At 67.2% G+C, this 15,775-nt stretch carries 18 protein-coding genes; 6 read left to right on the plus strand and 12 right to left on the minus strand.

Annotated elements, in window-relative coordinates; all coding sequences use genetic code 11:
* The first annotated feature begins 173 nt into the window (after positions 1–173).
* Positions 174–644: a hypothetical protein gene (locus tag OG798_RS56310; RefSeq protein ID WP_443054175.1), complete on the plus strand. Its 471-nt coding sequence runs from the start codon at positions 174–176 to the stop codon at positions 642–644.
* Between the two features lie 138 nt (positions 645–782).
* Here the strand turns inward: OG798_RS56310 and OG798_RS00090 are convergent, their stop codons facing one another.
* The 8 genes from OG798_RS00090 to OG798_RS00130 all read right to left on the minus strand — a co-directional run bounded on the left by OG798_RS00090 (position 783) and on the right by OG798_RS00130 (position 8,083).
* Positions 783–1,373 (minus strand): hypothetical protein, encoded by a 591-nt coding sequence (locus OG798_RS00090; protein WP_328755781.1) that lies wholly within the window; start codon positions 1,371–1,373, stop codon positions 783–785.
* A gap of 836 nt (positions 1,374–2,209) precedes the next feature.
* The gene (locus OG798_RS00100; protein WP_328755782.1) at positions 2,210–2,974 is read right to left on the minus strand and encodes an SDR family NAD(P)-dependent oxidoreductase; all 765 of its coding nucleotides are present in this window, start codon (positions 2,972–2,974) and stop codon (positions 2,210–2,212) included.
* Positions 2,975–3,071: 97 nt separating this feature from the next.
* A complete protein-coding gene (locus OG798_RS00105; protein ID WP_328755783.1) occupies positions 3,072–3,305 on the minus strand; it encodes a carboxymuconolactone decarboxylase family protein in 234 nt (77 codons plus the stop codon).
* A 191-nt stretch (positions 3,306–3,496) separates the two neighbouring features.
* Positions 3,497–3,970 (minus strand): cupin domain-containing protein, encoded by a 474-nt coding sequence (locus OG798_RS00110; protein ID WP_319753020.1) that lies wholly within the window; start codon positions 3,968–3,970, stop codon positions 3,497–3,499.
* A 24-nt stretch (positions 3,971–3,994) separates the two neighbouring features.
* On the minus strand, positions 3,995–4,915 hold the full coding sequence (locus OG798_RS00115; RefSeq protein WP_328755784.1) for an NADP-dependent oxidoreductase: 921 nt from the start codon (positions 4,913–4,915) through the stop codon (positions 3,995–3,997).
* Positions 4,916–5,096: 181 nt separating this feature from the next.
* Positions 5,097–5,987 carry an RNA polymerase sigma factor SigJ gene (gene sigJ / locus OG798_RS00120; protein WP_328755785.1) on the minus strand — a complete coding sequence of 297 codons (891 nt, stop codon included), beginning with the start codon at positions 5,985–5,987 and terminating at the stop codon, positions 5,097–5,099.
* A gap of 164 nt (positions 5,988–6,151) precedes the next feature.
* A complete protein-coding gene (locus OG798_RS00125; protein WP_267059672.1) occupies positions 6,152–7,414 on the minus strand; it encodes an MFS transporter in 1,263 nt (420 codons plus the stop codon).
* A gap of 30 nt (positions 7,415–7,444) precedes the next feature.
* Positions 7,445–8,083, minus strand: coding sequence for an HD domain-containing protein (locus tag OG798_RS00130; RefSeq protein ID WP_267059674.1), 639 nt, complete (start codon positions 8,081–8,083; stop codon positions 7,445–7,447).
* A gap of 137 nt (positions 8,084–8,220) precedes the next feature.
* Here OG798_RS00130 and OG798_RS00135 point away from each other — a divergent pair, with 137 nt between their 5' ends.
* On the plus strand, positions 8,221–9,195 hold the full coding sequence (locus OG798_RS00135) for a GlxA family transcriptional regulator (RefSeq protein ID WP_267059676.1): 975 nt from the start codon (positions 8,221–8,223) through the stop codon (positions 9,193–9,195).
* Here the strand turns inward: OG798_RS00135 and OG798_RS56315 are convergent.
* Positions 9,161–9,823, minus strand: coding sequence for a SpoIIE family protein phosphatase (locus OG798_RS56315; RefSeq protein ID WP_413253493.1), 663 nt, complete (start codon positions 9,821–9,823; stop codon positions 9,161–9,163). The genes OG798_RS00135 and OG798_RS56315 overlap by 35 nt on opposite strands.
* Positions 9,824–9,851: 28 nt before the next feature.
* On the opposite strand from OG798_RS56315, the gene OG798_RS00145 reads away from it, so the two are divergent.
* The 3 genes from OG798_RS00145 (at position 9,852) to OG798_RS00155 (ending at position 12,435) form a co-directional block, all read left to right on the plus strand.
* Positions 9,852–10,997, plus strand: a complete 1,146-nt coding sequence (locus tag OG798_RS00145; RefSeq protein ID WP_267059678.1) for a PP2C family protein-serine/threonine phosphatase — start codon at positions 9,852–9,854, stop codon at positions 10,995–10,997.
* 313 nt (positions 10,998–11,310) lie between these two features.
* A complete protein-coding gene (locus OG798_RS00150; RefSeq protein WP_267059680.1) occupies positions 11,311–11,673 on the plus strand; it encodes a DUF488 domain-containing protein in 363 nt (120 codons plus the stop codon).
* A gap of 279 nt (positions 11,674–11,952) precedes the next feature.
* On the plus strand, positions 11,953–12,435 hold the full coding sequence (locus tag OG798_RS00155) for an Imm21 family immunity protein (RefSeq protein WP_328755786.1): 483 nt from the start codon (positions 11,953–11,955) through the stop codon (positions 12,433–12,435).
* Positions 12,436–12,474: 39 nt separating this feature from the next.
* Here OG798_RS00155 and OG798_RS00160 read toward each other — a convergent pair whose 3' ends face one another.
* Positions 12,475–12,972: an ISL3 family transposase gene (locus tag OG798_RS00160; RefSeq protein WP_435864231.1), complete on the minus strand. Its 498-nt coding sequence runs from the start codon at positions 12,970–12,972 to the stop codon at positions 12,475–12,477.
* A gap of 17 nt (positions 12,973–12,989) precedes the next feature.
* Here OG798_RS00160 and OG798_RS00165 point away from each other — a divergent pair, with 17 nt between their 5' ends.
* On the plus strand, positions 12,990–13,502 hold the full coding sequence (locus OG798_RS00165) for a hypothetical protein (RefSeq protein ID WP_328755787.1): 513 nt from the start codon (positions 12,990–12,992) through the stop codon (positions 13,500–13,502).
* Here the strand turns inward: OG798_RS00165 and OG798_RS00170 are convergent.
* A complete protein-coding gene (locus tag OG798_RS00170; RefSeq protein WP_267059725.1) occupies positions 13,412–13,885 on the minus strand; it encodes a carboxymuconolactone decarboxylase family protein in 474 nt (157 codons plus the stop codon). The two genes, OG798_RS00165 and OG798_RS00170, sit on opposite strands and share 91 nt — an antisense overlap.
* 498 nt (positions 13,886–14,383) lie before the next feature.
* A complete protein-coding gene (locus OG798_RS00175; protein WP_319753445.1) occupies positions 14,384–15,373 on the minus strand; it encodes a nitrilase-related carbon-nitrogen hydrolase in 990 nt (329 codons plus the stop codon).
* Between the last annotated feature and the right edge of the window lie 402 nt (positions 15,374–15,775).

The raw sequence follows: 15,775 nt of genomic DNA on the forward strand, positions 1-15,775 counted from the left end.
ACCGGAGAGCTGACCGTCCCAAGGACACGCCGGACTACACCCTGATCGTTCCACAGCCACCCAGAATTGACGCAGTACCGGATGGCCGTACCGGAGCAGTTGCACTGGATGATCGCCTCGGGGATGCACATCGAGCGACCCGCCGACGACTGGCCCGGCTGCGGGAAGAAGATCTGGTCGAACCGCATCACCCTGCTGCAGGCCGGACGCATCCGGGTATGGTTCCCCACCCAGTACGACGTGCAACTCGTTGCCGAATGGCCCGAGATACGCGGGCGCCGGCCTCTCACGGGGGGGTGTCCGATCCGACCGCCATACGCCTCCAGGCCGCTCACACGCTGGCCGTGACCGAGACCGCGCTCGCCTTCCTCACCGATGCCCGCCGCCACGGCGCCCCGTGCCGACCGCTGAACTGGATCTGCGAGGTCCACCACCCGATTCCGGCTGGACGGCACCGACCCCACCGGCATCGAGAACCGGATCAGTGCCCTGCGCGCGGCCGCCAGGGGCCTAAGGTCGTTCCGCTTCGTGCACGACGTCCCCGTCCTCGCGGCCTCGCTGACCGACCTGCTCCACGGCCCCACCCGCCCATCCCGACCACACAGCAAGCCCCTGAGCAGCATGAACACGCATCGGTCCATTAGGTACTAGAAACCACCACCAACACCACACCACCCTTATCAACAGACCCCCAACAACCGCAGGTCAGAAGCCTCGTCACCACCCGCCGGAGCATCCCGCAAGCGCCCGCTCCCTTCTCAAGGAAGTCCCAACACCACAGCTCAGGCCACCCACACCACACCAACTACGAACCTCGGAATCACAGTGCTCTCGCTGTCCAGACGGATGCGGTGGACGTACCAGCGGCGGATCAGCATGTCCCGGTCCACGGGCACCGGCATGCCCAGCACCGGCTCGCTGTCCGCGTCCCACTCCGGCATCACCGCCTGGTCCAGATGCACGCGCAGCCCGCCGCGTCGTAACTGAATGTCCACCACGGAGCCGATCGGCGCTCCGTCGGGCTGGGCGAAGTCGAAACGGGCCTGCTCGCCCCGGCCGTGAAGCCAAGCCGCGGCCGCGGACTTCACGTACAGGTGGTCGGCGCTGTTCACCCCACGGGCGCGACGGCCGCACAGGTGAGGGTGCCCGTCAGGGCCCGGGTGGTGGGCAAAGTGGCAGACCCGGTCGGTGTACAGCTTGGTGGTCAGCTGAAGGCCGCAGCCGCCGAGTAGCAGCCCGCACCAGAACGTGTCGAGCTCGTGACGGCGGCGGAAGGCGTCCAGCTCGATCGCCTCCAGCAGCAGGATCAGCGGCTCCTCCGAGTCCGCTCCGCCCAGGACCGCCGTTTGAATCTGCCGCCTGTCACCACGCACGAAACCCCGCCTTTCGTCCCAACTCATCCTGCCACCCGGGCCGTTGGTCTCACAGATGATCGATGTGCTCACGCCGTCGTACGCAGCGGGGCAGGCTCGGCAGCAACAGCCGACGTGCCGGGCCCGCCGCACCGCAAGAGCCCGGGCGGCCTCTGATTCGCGGCGACGACGGACACGGGCCGCCTCGATCGGGGCCGGCGCAGCCATCTGCGACGGGATCAGCTCCACCGCCTGCCGGTCTGCTTCCCCCCGGGCGGGGCTCGGCCTGGGGACGGGACTGGCCGTAGGTGAGGGTGTCGTGGCCGTACGGGCTTCCCGTGCCGCCCACCGCACGGGAAAGTCCACGCGGCGGTCGTACGCGTCGCTACGAGTACGACGCGCGTGGCAATCTGACCGCTGTCACCGAACCCGACGGCTTCCGCACCGAGTACGAAACTGACGAATACGGTCATGTGTCGGCTATCCGCGACGCTGCCGGAGGAGCCACGGGGACAGGGACGAAATCCGTCGGTCTGCCGGTTTCCCTCACGGCACCGGACGGTGTCCGTGTGATCTTCGTACGGGACGCCTTCGGCCGCATCACCGAGGCCACCGATGCCCTGGGCGGGACTCTTCGGCAGGGCTGGACGGTCGAGGGCGAGCCCGCCTGGTGGGAACTGCCCGACGGCACCTGTGAGGAGTGGTCCTGGGACGGTGAGGGCAACCTGGTCAGCCACACGACCGTCTGGGCCGTACCAGCACACACGCTGTCACTCACGGGCGAGGTGGACGAGATCGCCGCAGCTTTCCCATATCTGTTGAGGCCTGATGCCCGGTGGACCACCGAAAGAGCGTATTCATATGAGTTCGAGGCCTCCGTCGATTGTGAGAATCTGGCCCGTCAGCCACGTCGCGGTGGGATCTGCGAAGCGGACGAGCCAGGTCGCTACTTCCTTCGGGTGTCCCCTCCTTCCCAGAGGGATCCGGGATGCCTGCTCTTTCTTGACCGCCATCACTTCCTCCTCCGTGAGCCCGCTGACGGACAGAGCCTCGCTCTCGGTCGGACCGGGGGCAATGGCATTGACTCTGATCCCGTCCTTGGCCAGCTCGACCGCCCAGGTACGCGTCAGCTGTTCCAGGGCGGCCTTGGTCGCCCCGTAGTGGGCACCGCCCGGGTGGGGGCGATGGCCGTAGGTGCTGGAGACGTTGATGATCGAGCCCTTGCTGCGGCGCAGGTGAGGCAACGCTGCCTGGGCGAGCATGGTAGGGGCAATGACGTTGAGGTCGAACAGGTCGGTGATGCGCGAGCGTGTCACCTCGTCGAACGAGACACGTGCAGTCGCGCCAGCGTTGTTCACCACCACGTCAAGCTGCTTCCATCGGTCGATCGCCGTACTGATGATCAGCTCAGGGGCATGCTCCAAGCGAATGTCAGTAGCGAGAGTCGCGATGCCTGGGTGCATGGCGGCAGTCTCGTCCAGGGCCACCTGGCGTCGGCCGACACCGAGGACGTGCGCCCCCGCCTCGGCCATCGCGACCGCCGTTGCCCGGCCGATCCCGGTACCGGCTCCGGTGACGATGACGACGCGGTTATGAAGGGGGCGAGTGTGCTGGTATTCCATCAGGGAGTCTTTCACTTGCTGTTCGACTGGCGTCTGTGGCCGCTGCCGGGTACGAGGACCTAGATCTCTGCCAAGGCGTTTATAGTGGTTGATCACTTCAGAACCACTGCAGGTACTGCGGCAGGCCGCCGGAGCGGATGCCGAGACCGCAGCAGCGCCCCTCGGACCGACTGCCGCTTGCCCGGCGATCCGGTCGGCTCTCGCCCTTCTTGAGGGCGTCGCCGGTGTGCATGCGCAGGCAGAAGACGCAGCCGTTGATCTGGGAGGTGCGGATCCTCAGCAGCTCGACCAGGAGCGGGTCGAGGCCCGCGGCGGTGGTGGTCTCTCCCACCTCCGAGGACAGGGCGATGAGGCTCTTGTAGGCGGCCGGGGCTGCTCGCCGATGTGGACGCGCTGGGGGTCGGTAATTGTTCCTATGATTCCTTCGTGTGGTATAAGCCGCGCTTTGGGCACGTTGGTGGAGAGTGGGCGTGCTTTGGCGGGGTGGTACAGGGTGATGCCGCCCCGCGCATGCCCCGGGGGCTACGACTTCGGATCGTCGATCTTGAGCTTGTCTCCGGTGTTGGAGACGAAGACGACCAGGAGCTTGGCCCGTTTGGTCCGGCTGGTGTTCTCGGTGAGGAGGTGGTGGGCGCCCGGCTGCTCGACCCAGTTCTCGCCTTGGTGGTAGGTAGTCGCGGGCTTGCCTTCGAGCTGGCTGCGCACGGTGCCTTCGAGGACGTAGGCGTAGACGAACGCCTGGCCGTGCCGGTGCGGCATCGCGCTTGCGTTAGGCGGGAAGTCCACGATCGCCGAGGTGAACGTCTTGCCCTTCACATTCGGAAGGGCCTGCTGGAGCAGCGGCTTGAGGGTTTCGGTGGGACGTGTCGATGCCATGGCCGCAGGCGATGCCATGGCCGCGGTCGTGCCCGTGGCGTGGATGGGCTGGTCCGAGGTCGAGCAGGCCGTGGCCGCCGTCAGCGTGCCGACGGCCAGGAAGCCGGTGGCGATTCGCATTCCGATCACGATGGGTCTCCTGATTCAGTCTTCCGTGACGCGGATGATCGTCTTGCCCGGGGTGCGCTTGCCGGGGGCGAACGCGGCGGCTGCCTCGGCGAGGGGCCGCACAGCACCGACGACCGGCTTGAGCCGGCCGTCCCTCAGCCGCGTGGCGAGGTCGGCGAGCCGGGCGCGGTCGGGTTCGACGACGAAGAAGACCGCCCGCCCGTCCTTGGGCTGGACCTTGGGCGGCATGACGATGGAGACGAGCGTGCCACCGGCCCGGACGAGGGCGGCCGAGCGGTCGAGGATGTCGCCGCCGATCACGTCGAACACGACGTCGGCCTCGCCGGCGTCCTCCAGCTTCTCGGCCTGCAGGTCGATGAAGGTGTCGACGCCGAGTGCGAGTGCGCTGTCCCGGCCTGAGGCGCGGCCGGTGCCGATGACGCGGGCGCCGGCCTCCCGGGCGAGCTGTACCGCGATCGAGCCGACGCCGCCCGCGGCACCATGGATCAGAACGGTCTGGCCTGTGGTGAGGCGGCCGTGGTCGAACAGGCCCTGCCAGGCGGTCAGCCCCGAAATGGGCAGTGCGACGGCCACGGTGTGGTCGACGTCCGCCGGCAGCGGGGCGAGGTTGCGGGCCTCCACCGCGGTGTACTCGGCGAGAGTGCCGTCACGGGTCCAGTCGGCCAGGCCGAACACCCGCTGTCCGACACTCAGGCCGGTGGTGCCGTACCCCAGCTCCACGACGACACCGGACAGCTCGTGCCCGGGCACGCTCGGCGTCCGGTCACGGCCGGCGCGATCGGTCCACGTGGCGGGCCAGTCCAGCTCGCCAGGGGTGAAGCCGGCGGCGTGCACCCTCACGATGACGTCGTTCTCGGCCGCGTGAGGGTAGGGAATGTCCGTCAGGGACATCCCGGCAAGACCAGCGTCACGGTCTCGCACAGTGATGGCTTGCATACAGATCCTTACTGGGAGGGGCGACCCGAGCGCACAGCGCACTCACGCGCAGGGCTCATAGCGGCTGCAGATGGATGTATGCCGTGCCGCATGATCGATCTCACCTGCTCGCGCGTATTCCTTCGTCGCCCGTTGTGCGTTCTCAGCAGGGAGACGAGATAGCCCCTCCGCGTGTGACAGCTCAGACGCGCACGAGTTTGTCGGGGTTCATGACCCTGCGGTACGCGGTGATCAGGCCGTCTGTGATCTGGACCGTGTCGACGGAGTAGACCCGGCCTTCCCGGTGGAACACGAGGGCCAGCTCGCCGCCGACCTCGGCGAAGTCGATGCGGTCCGGGTGCCACTGGCGTCCCGTACGCACCATGACCTCGGCGACGCGCTCGCCGCCGTGAATGAGCTTGCGTGCCGCCAAGATCTTGCCGCCGCCGTCGGTGACATACACGGCGTCCGGATGCAGGAGCCTGACCAGGCCGACCAGGTCCCCGGCCTCGTAGGCGGCGCGGAAGACCGTGAGGACCCGTTCGCGCTCCGCCTTCGACGCCTGCGGCGTGGAGTGCTTCGCCTTGGCCACCCGCCGTCGTGCCCGCGAGGCGAGCTGCCGGGCACCCGGCACGGAGACGTCCAGCACCTCGGCGATCCGGCCGAACCCAAGACCGAAGACATCGTGCAGGACGAAGGCCACCCGCTCCGGCGGACTCAGCTCCTCCATGATCAGGAGCATCGCCGAACTGACGGACTCGTCAACGAGTACCGGCTGCGACGCGTCCGGCCCTGTCAGCAGCGGCTCCGGCAGCCACGGCCCGACATAGGTCTCCCGGCGGACACGGGCGCTCTTGAGAATGTCGTACGACCGTCGCGCGGCCACCGTCACCAGCCAGGCCCGCAGATCACCGATGTCCTGCAGATCCGCTCCGGCCGCCCGCAGCCACACGTCCTGGGTGACATCCTCGGCATCGGCCACAGTCCCCAGCAGCCGGTAGGCCACGCCGAAGACCGCGGGCCGGTGCGTCTCCCATTCGGCTCCGAGCTCGTCCTCCAGCTCAGACCCTCCGGGCCCGTCTCGGCCACCCATACAGATCGCAACCTCCTCCAGCTTGCGGATGCAGCGTAGCTATTTCGATCTCAGGATCTTCGAAGACAGCTCCGCGGAAGCGAGCCGACCCGCTCCGACACGGCAGCCGTAAGTCCTGATCAAGCTGCTTCGGGGATGGTGTCGGCGTGGGACGTACGGCGTGCTCAGCAGCGGGACCGTTCGCTGCGAGGTCCGCTTTCCCAGCCCGTGCGTATCGGATCGCCGCTGGGCCTGCGAGCACGTGATCGTCCGGCGTGCAGGGCTGCACCCAAGGACAGCGCCCCGACGAAGCCGACGTACAGATAGCCCGTGGTCTCCAGCCCCCATGAGGGCGCCGCGAGCCCGGCCGCGAGGGCCGGAAGACTCAACGCCGCATAGCTGATCACGTAGACGGCCGAGAAGACCTCCGACCGCGACTTCGCGGTGGTGACCGCGCTGATGGCGCGGAGGTTGCCGTTGAACGTCAGGCCGACGCCCAGCCCCGCAATGACCGATCCGCCCACGTATATGGCCGGCGACGCAACAGCGATGGCCACCGCCAGTCCGGACGCACCCAGAGCCAGGAGAACCGCCCCCAGCAAGGTGGCGAGCCGTGCCGTATGCCGAACGGACCACAACCCGCCCACGCTGTTGGCCAGAAACAGCGCCGCGATGCTGAGCCCGCCCGCAGCGCCGGACCGCACATGCAGGACATTGCTCACCAGGGACGGAGTGAGCGCGAGGAACAGACCCGTGACGGACCACCCCGCGACCAGGGCGGGAACGGAGGCGAAGAACTCCGGCCGGGCTTCCCGAGGAACCCGGACGCTCGGTCGCAACGACGCAAGTCCCGTCGCGTGCGGGGCGAGGGTCTCTGGGATCGTGAGGACGACCGCGGCCAGAACGACGAAGGTCAGCATCAGGACGGGAAAGACATACGCATCGGGGCGTGAGGTCGACTGAACCAGCAGCCCCACCACTCCGGCACCGGCGGCCATGCCGATACTCGTGCCCACCGCTGTCGTGGTGGGCCCCAGTTGCGGATGTCTCTTGGGTGAGAGCTCGACCAGTCCGGCGGCAAGAGCGCCCGTGGCCGTCCCCGTAGCGATGCCTTGCACCACCCGGGCGATCAGGAGGGAGACGACGCCGTCGGCCGTCCAGAAGACCGCCGTGCTGGTCGCCGCCACCAGAAGGGCGGCGACCAGCACCGGGCGGCGACCCAGCTGGTCGCTCAGCGATCCGACCGTCAGCAGGGCGCCGAGCAGACCCACGACATACACCGCGAAGATCACTGTCAGCATCGTGACCGACAGGCCCCAACGCTCCCGGTACAGCGGATAGATCGGTGACGGTGCGCTTGCCGTGGCCATCATCACCACAGTGGCGCAGGCCAGCACGGCGAAGGCCGCACCTCGCCCGAGACGACGCCCGTCGGGAGGGCCACTCACACGTCTCATCACGTTTTATGGCGCCTTTGATCAGCTCGGCCACGGAGCGCCCATGATGCGCTCGACCGTGGTCGTGCGCTGGAAGCCGGGAATGAAATGCTCCAGCACATCCGAATTCACGGTTCCGTTCGTGGTCTCCGGGCGGTGCTTGAGTCCCTCGACGAAAGCCTGCAAAAACTCGTTCTTGAAGTCACCCCGCGGATGGACGGCGGTGATCTCGTCCACCTGGCTGCGATCCAGCTCGTTCAGGCCCAGGCCGAGCACGTCGGTCAGAACCCCCAGATTCGTGATAGCGATCTCCGGGCCCATCCGCCCGGGAATTCCCGGGGTCGTGTGCAGCGCGATCGCCGTCCACACCACGTCGGCAGCCCCGGCCGGGAAACCACGGTCGAGCATGAACTTACGTGCATGGTCGGCTCCATCGACCTCGAAGCGCTGCTCCACGTCGGAAAACGGCGTCAAGAGGCCCGTGTCGTGAAACATGGCGGACAGGTAGAGAAGCTCCGGGTCGGGCTCCAGGCCGAGCCTGTGAGCATGCATGGCGCCGAAGACGAAAACGCGCCGGGAGTGGTGGTAGAGGAGGGGGCTGGTCATCTCCTGCATGAGGCGGGTGGCCTCGGCGACCGCCGCCGTTTCAGGAATCTCTACCCCCGCGATGATCTCGCTCATGACCTCTGCTCCTTCCGATATCGGTGTGTTACGAATGGACGGTGCGTCCGTCTTCCACACTGCCAACCACCCGGCGTCCGGCGCTCCCTCGGTCCGGCCATGAGTCACCCGAATCCGGACAGGCGGGCAGCGGGGTTGTGGGCTCCGCCACGCATCGGGTCGCGATCCTCGTCTATGACGGGGTCAAACTCCTGGACGTCGTCGGCCCCGCGGAGGTGTTCGGGGAAGCGAACCGGCTCGGTGCCGACTACAAGATCGTTCTGGTGTCGCCGACCGGTGCCGATGTCACCTCGTCCATCGGGATCCGGATCGCGGTCGACGCCGCCGCCACGGAGCCCGCTCCCGACACGTTCCTGGTGGCCGGCGCGGACATCTACCCGCGCACACCGGTCCCCCGTGATCTGATCGAGGCCACGCGAACGCTGGCGGGCCGGGCCGGCCGGGTCGCGTCCATCTGCACCGGAGCATTCATCCTCGGCGCCGCCGGCCTCCTGGACGGCAAGCGCGCGACCACGCACTGGAAGGTCGCGCACGAGCTCGCCGCCCGCTGCCGGGCCAGCCGCGTCGAACCCGACGCGATCTACGTCCGTGACGGCACCATCTACACCTCGGCGGGCGTGACCGCCGGCATCGACCTGGCACTGGCACTAGTCGAGGAGGATCACGGCCCTGATCTCACCCGCGACGTCGCCCGCGCCCTGGTGGTCTATCTGCAGCGTTCGGGCGGCCAGTCGCAGTTCTCCGCCCCACTGCAAGGACCGCCGCCCCGGTCTCCGGCCCTCCGTAAACTCACCGACTTGATCACGGCGAATCCCGGGGGAAACCACTCACTCGGCGAACTCGCCAAGCACCTCAATGTGAGCCCTCGGCATCTCACTCGGCTCTTCCATGACGAGCTGTCCACGACGCCGGCCCGGTACGTGGAGATGATCCGGTTCGACATGGCGAAAGCTCTCCTCGACCAAGGGCATACCGCAACGCAGACGGCATCCCTTGCCGGATTCCCGAATTACGAGAGCATGCGGAGAGTTTTCGTGAGGGAATTGTCGCTCAGCCCTGCCGCCCATCAGCGACGCTTCAGCACGGCGCGCCGAGCCGACGAGGGGCAGTAAGACGAAGCTGTCGCTGCGCGTTACAGACGGTTGCGCTGCCCGTGTGCGTTTTGTTCCACGACGGGTTCGTCCACCACATCCGCGACAGCACAGCCTTCCCAGGCGGGCTCAGCGAGTACGAACTGGCCTGCTCACCAGAGCCCGCCCCGCGGGCCGACCTCGACCTGCCCGACCTCCCTGGCCACCAACCTCTGCGCCATCGGAGCCATGGCACCGGACCGCATCGCTGTACGCCTCGAAGCTGCACGAGCAAGCGCGCGGCATGCGCCAGCGCGGAGCAGTCGGCGAGGTGTTCGGGGCTGTGGCGGGCATAGCGGGCGAGCGCGTCAGCGAGGCGTTGGAGGTCGGCGTCGATGTCCTCGCCGCGGCGTTCGATGAGGCCGTCGGTGTAGAGCACGAAGGTATCGCCGGGAGTGAAGGTCAGGTCGGCCTGGGGGCGGGGGACGTGTTTGGGGCGGGCGCCAGCGGAGGGTCGCTGCCCTGATTGAGCAAGTCGCAGGTGCCGTCTGGAGCGCCGGCAGGCTGTTCGACGCCCGGCATACTGCACACCACCGATCTGTTCACAAAGGTGAGGGATGTGCCGGTCGGCCCCCTCCCCGCGAGGGCGTCTCTCGCGCACCGCGGCCACTCACCAGGCCGGCATGATGGGAGCAGGGATGAGCGTTGCGACAACCACGACTTCCGTGACCAGGGTCCTCAAAGTCTGGAGCCGGGCGGCGCTGCACCCGCTCTTCCTGGTCGTCCCCCTGGCCCTGATCGTCTCCATCCCGGCGGCCGACGCGTTCCTGCCTCCGGACATCCACCTCGCCCACCTCCTGGTCGTCGCCACGGCGGTGACCGCCATGGGCGCGGGCCCACGCCCCACGGCCCTGATCGGTGGCCTCGCGATACTCGCGCTGATCGCCGCGGGGGCGGAGCGTCGGACCCTGGGCACCGAGAGTGTGCTGGTCGAACTCGCTTCGCTCACCGTGCTCTCCGCCCTGCTGTTCGCCTTCACCCACCTGCGGGACCGGCATCAACGGGAACTGAGCAGAGCGCGCACCGTTTCCGACACCGCACAGCGGGTCGTCCTGCGCCCGCTCCCCCGGCGGGCCGGGCCGATGTCCCTCGCAGCGGAGTACCACAGCGCCGAGGCCGACACCTACCTAGGCGGCGACCTCTACGCCGCGGCCCGTACCTCCGACTCCACCCGACTGATCATGGGCGACGTCCGGGGCAAGGGCCTCGCCTCGATCAGCGACACGGCGATCGTGCTGGGTGCCTTCCGCGCCGCGGCCCATCGGCAGATCCCGCTGACGGAGCTGGTCGCCTACCTCGAGGACGCCGTCCGCTGGGGCCTCGCGGAGTTCTCGGAATGCGAGCCCGACGCCGCCGAACGTTTCGTGACCGCCGTGGTGCTCGACATCCCGGACGACGAGCCGGTGGTGCACATGATCAGCTGCGGCCATCCGCCGCCCCTGCTGCTGCGCCGGGCGACCGGGACCGTCACCGCGCTCCAGGTGAGCGAACCCGCCCCGCCGCTCGGCCTCGGCGCCATGTCCGACGACACGTATACGGTGGCGACCTTCCCCTTCCACGAGGGGGACAGGATCCTGCTCTACACCGACGGCGTCACCGAGACCCGCGACGGCGCGGGCATCTTCTACCCGCTCGCCGAACGCCTCGCGAGGTGGGTCGACCACGCCCCCGGGCCGCTCCTGAAGCAGATCACCGCCGACCTGCGGGCCTATGCGGGCGGTCTACTCGACGACGACATGGCCATGATGATCGCCCAGCGCGGCCAGGCACCGGCGGCCGCCTGAGCGGAGTCGGGAACGCTGCTGGGCCGGCGCCCCCGGACTACCCGGCGGGCCATGTCGGCGCGCAGTACGTGATCTGGACGGCGGACGGCCCAGACGACTTCCAGCGGTGCGAGCGCGTGCTCAGCGCCCGGTCCGGCCATGTGTACACAAGGCAGGCTGAGGGATTCACCTTCTCGAGGGCATGGACCCCAGCGGTCTGCCGGTGCTGGTGGCCTATCCGGGGCCGGACGAGGTGGCACGGCTTGAGATCATCGCCCGCTACCACGTGTGATGCCGAAAGAAGCGGAGTACCCAGCTCACCAGGAGGTTCCCCATGGCACGCAAGAAGACCGTGCACGTCCGCAGGGTCTACGAGGCTCCGGAGCAGGCCGACGGCACCAGAGTGCTGGTCGACCGCATCTGGCCACGGGGAATGACCAAAGAGAAGGCCCATCTCGACGAGTGGTGCAAGCAGGTTGCCCCGTCCACGGAACTGCGCAAGTGGTACAGCCACGACCCGGAACGCTTCACGGAGTTCAGCCATCGCTACCGGGCCGAACTCGAAGATCCCGAGCATGCAGACGCGCTGGCTCACCTGCGCGCCCTCGCCAAAGACCGGACTTTGACGCTCCTCACCGCGACCAAGCAGCCCGAGATCAGCGAAGCCGAGGTGCTGGCCGAGCTGCTCCGCGGGTAACCACGGGGCGCCGCCCACGCTGACGTCGATCAGGAGGGTAGTGAGGCCGGTGTCACCGGATCAATGACGTTTCTCGGGGAGCGGCGTGATCAATGTCAGTGACTTTTGGGTTCTGGCACAGATCTTGGGGAGCGGTCGCGGAGGGTGACGGTGGCGTTCGAATGCAGGGGATGGTCACGACCCTGGGCCCGTCACCGCGCACCTCGACCACCATGAGCCCTGTCCAACCTGGCACATACGCTGTCGCGACGGAACTGAGATCCTGAAGGTGGAGGCGGCATGTCTTTGACGTGGCTGGAGACGGAGGGCGGCCCGTTCATCGTGGTTCCACGCACCGCGCTGGCGCACTGGTCGGGAACGGAGGGCGACTACGACCGGGCTTGCGAGGTGAGGGATTTCGTTGGAGTCCTCGCACTGCCTGACGGAGCTGAGGCGCTGGTCCTGGGGGACGAACCTCTCTCCACCGCCTACCTTCCTGAGTACCGAGTCCTCGTCCGCTGGTGCTATGCGGAGAGCGAGGATGGTGTCGCCGACTTCATCCGGGCTGGGCTTCCCACCGCCGAGTGGGAGGAAGGACCTGTACTGAGCACCACTGGCGAGCTCGTGATGTTCGATGCCGCCTACTTCGGCACCGAGGTCGGGACACTCACGGACAGCACCGCTCTCGAACTCGCCGCTGGCCGCTACCGGGTGGACTCGGCAAGCATCGAACCCGACCAGCTGACGTCCTTTCGCGTCCACCGATTTGTCGAGCTGGCCTGACCCGACGTTGTAAAGATCCCGGGGCGTCGCTGCTGAGGGTCACTGAAGCAGGATCATCTTGCGTAGGAGTTCGAATCCGGCTCGCCCGTAGAGCTGCCTTTTGATCTTCTTGATGCGGTTCACGGCGCCTTCGATACTGCCGGAACTCCAGTCCAAGGTGAGGCCAGCTATCACGGCGTCGAGGTCCCGGAGCAGGTGGAGTGCGAAGCCGGTGAGGCCGGGCAGTTGGCTGGCGTCGACTGCGTCGATCCAGGCAGGGAGCACCGCTCCGAGGCGGCTCGTGAGTATCTCGCCGAAGTCACGGACATGCCCGGCGGCCGTCTCCAGTTCGGGGCAGCGTGCCAGGACATCCTTCAGGCCAGCCCGGTCTTCCTCGGTCAGGGTCGTGGGATGCCGGGTCAGCCAGCCGGTCACCTGTCGCACGTGGAAAACCGCGCTGACCGCTTGCGACATCACCTTCGACAGAACGAAGGCCACGTGCCCTCCTGTCGAGGGGCAGCCGTTGACCTTGTGGTGGGAGCCGGACGCGTCCGTCATCGAAGAGAGAGGATTCCATGGTGGCCGGTGAGAGGAATGGTGTGAGGTCAGGCGGGCTATCGCTGCTGGCGGACTTCAAACAGCTCAGCGCGCTGCCGTCTGCGCACAAGTGTGGCTACCAGCTGGAGGCGCTGCTGGAGCAGCGGTACAGGCGGGCGCACTTCCGCGTCGTCCGCAACGCGTCCATCGCGAAACCCCGGCAGACGGACCTGGTGGCCCGCTACGGGGATACCTGGTATTTGATCGAGGCCAAGTGGCACAGCGATCCCGCCGATATCGACATCTTCGACACGGTCCGGTCACGGATGGAGCGGGCCCTCCGTATACATGGGTGCTGGGAGTGTCCTGCATACCCAACGCCATCAACGCATCGGGGCGACCTCGAAGAACTCGTCCTGGGACGACAGCACTCGCATGCCCGCACGGACTACAAGCTGGTTCAGTTGCCGGTGACCGGGTATCGACTTGTAATCGCGACGCGGTTGAAGGCGTTCATCAACGTTGACAGCCAGGCCACCGCCGAGACCTGATCTGCGGAGAGCACGGCTGCTGCCGCGTTGTAGTCGTCGTCGCTCACGTGCCCCTCGGACACGTGCGCGATGGCCTCTGTAAGGCGTAGGGCCGCGCGGTCGGTCTCGGAGAAGTAATCGGTTTCTTCCCACGCGGGCAACACTGCGATCCGGTCCGGGTTCTCGCCCTTCTTGAGCGCGTCGCGGGTGTGCATTTTGAGACAGAACGCGCAGCCGTTGATCTGGGACGTGCGGATCTTCAAAAGCTCGACCAGAAGCGGGTCAAGACCTGCCGCGGTGGTGGTGTCTTCCACTGCCGAGGACAGGGTGATAAGAGCCTTGTAATTGGCCGGGTGCTGCTTTCCGATGTTAACGCGCTGCTTCTCAGTCTCTGAATCAGTCATGGGTTCCTCCTCTTCGCGTGGCCGGACGCACCCCGCAGGGGCATCCTCAGCCTCACCTAATCTGTGGCATTGTTACTAGCGGCGGGTGATACGCAATGGGAATTGCGACTTAAACCTTCTCGCCGCGCTTTTGTTCCCGTCTGGCGCCGATCAGGTACCCGGTCCCATCCGGTGCGTGGGGCATCTTTCGGTCGGCCTCCGGAATCCGGTCAAAGTGGAACTCCTCCACAAGACCAGCAGTCCTGGTAGTCGGCGAGCTTGAGGATGGCATCGGCGTCGTCGACCGGGGCCATATCCCTTCGGCTTTGATCCGACACTTGTCGCTCAGCCGTTCACCCGGGCACTTCCCAGGCGAGGTGGGAAAAACAAGAAGCGGATTCGCGACGCCACGACGCATCAGGCGCATGGGCGACATGAGACCGCGCGCCGAACTTACGAGCATCAACTCCTCCTGTCCGGTTCGAGCCCCCGGGAGGGCCTCCAGGCTCGGCAAACAGCTCACTGGGCTTCGACGGGGCGGCCTTCTTCAGCCGCCCGGCCAGTCTGGACCGGCAGGAGAGTGCTGCGCTCACGGACGTGGGGCGCCGGCGTTCGTTCGATCTGCAGGCTGACCAGTTCCGGGCGGCTGTAGTGGCCGCGCGCATCCATCAGGCGCTTGCGCAGGTCGATCTGCGCGAAGTCCAGGTCGGCGATCACTTCGCCTTCGCCGGATGTGAGCGGCTCGCCGATGATGCGGCCCTCGGGATCGATAATGGCGGTGAAGAAGCCACCGGAGATCGCGCCAACGGGGCCGCCGGTGTCCTTGGCGATCTGCGCCTGCTGGTCGGCCTCGAGCCAGGCGGTGGCGTTGACCACGAAGCAGGCCGATTCCAGCGCATGCTGGCGGATGTTGACCTCGATCTGGTCGGCGAACTGCTGGCCGCCGAAGGAACCGGGGTACATCGCGGCGTGGATCTGCTCGCCGTCGGCGATCAAGGCATAGCGTGCTAGCGGCAGGTAGTGCTCCCAGCATGCGAGCTGTCCGATGCGGCCGACGGCGCTATCTACCGCGCGCAGGCCCGAACCGTCGCCCTGGCCCCAGATCATCCGCTCGTGATAGGTCGGCGTGATCTTGCGGCGGCGCTGGATCAGTGTGCCGTCCGCGTCGAACAGCAGCTGCGTGTTGTAGATGGTGCCGCCGTCACGCTCGTTGACGCCGATCGAGACGACCATGTGGGCTTCCCGGACGGCTTCGGCGATCGCCTCGGTCTCGGCGGACGGTACGGTCACCGCCTGATCGAGCAGGCGCAGGTGCCCCTCGGCCATGGTGTAGGGCGGCTGCACGAAGGAGAAGTAGGGGTAGTAGGGAACGATGGTCTCAGGGAAGACCGCGAACTGGACACCCTGCTCACCCAGGTCGCGGATCTTTTTCACGACCTTCTCTACGGTGCCCGCGCGGCTGTAAAGCACGGGACTGATCTGGACTGCAGCGGCTTTTACGACAGTCATGGTGATACTCCTTGCAAATGTACGGTCGGTAAGACCTCGCGATGCTGCGCGAGCCCGGACGGGCACGCGATAAAAAGGCAGCCAAGGCGGTCCGGGAGGGATGGGGCCCGGCCGAGCGGACAACTTCAGCTCCGCTACGTGACTGTCGAGCCGATAGGAGCATATGCTCCTATCGGCTCGACAGCAAGGAGCAGATCCTCCCGAACCCTTTCGACTCGGCGACGCCGAGTCGCCCGGGCACCCATCGCCGCGCCCCGAAGGGGTGGCCGCGCCCACCCCTCACACGGCCATCACCTTTGGCGGCATGTCGCATCTGCGACGCCTGACGCCGGTGACATACCGGTACCACCGCGACCGCCTCCAAATGGGCAACAGGGAAGGCGCGGCGGGGTGCGCGTCGCA

The sequence above is a fragment of the Streptomyces sp. NBC_00271 genome (assembly GCF_036178845.1).
In the GTDB taxonomy this organism is placed as follows: domain Bacteria; phylum Actinomycetota; class Actinomycetes; order Streptomycetales; family Streptomycetaceae; genus Streptomyces.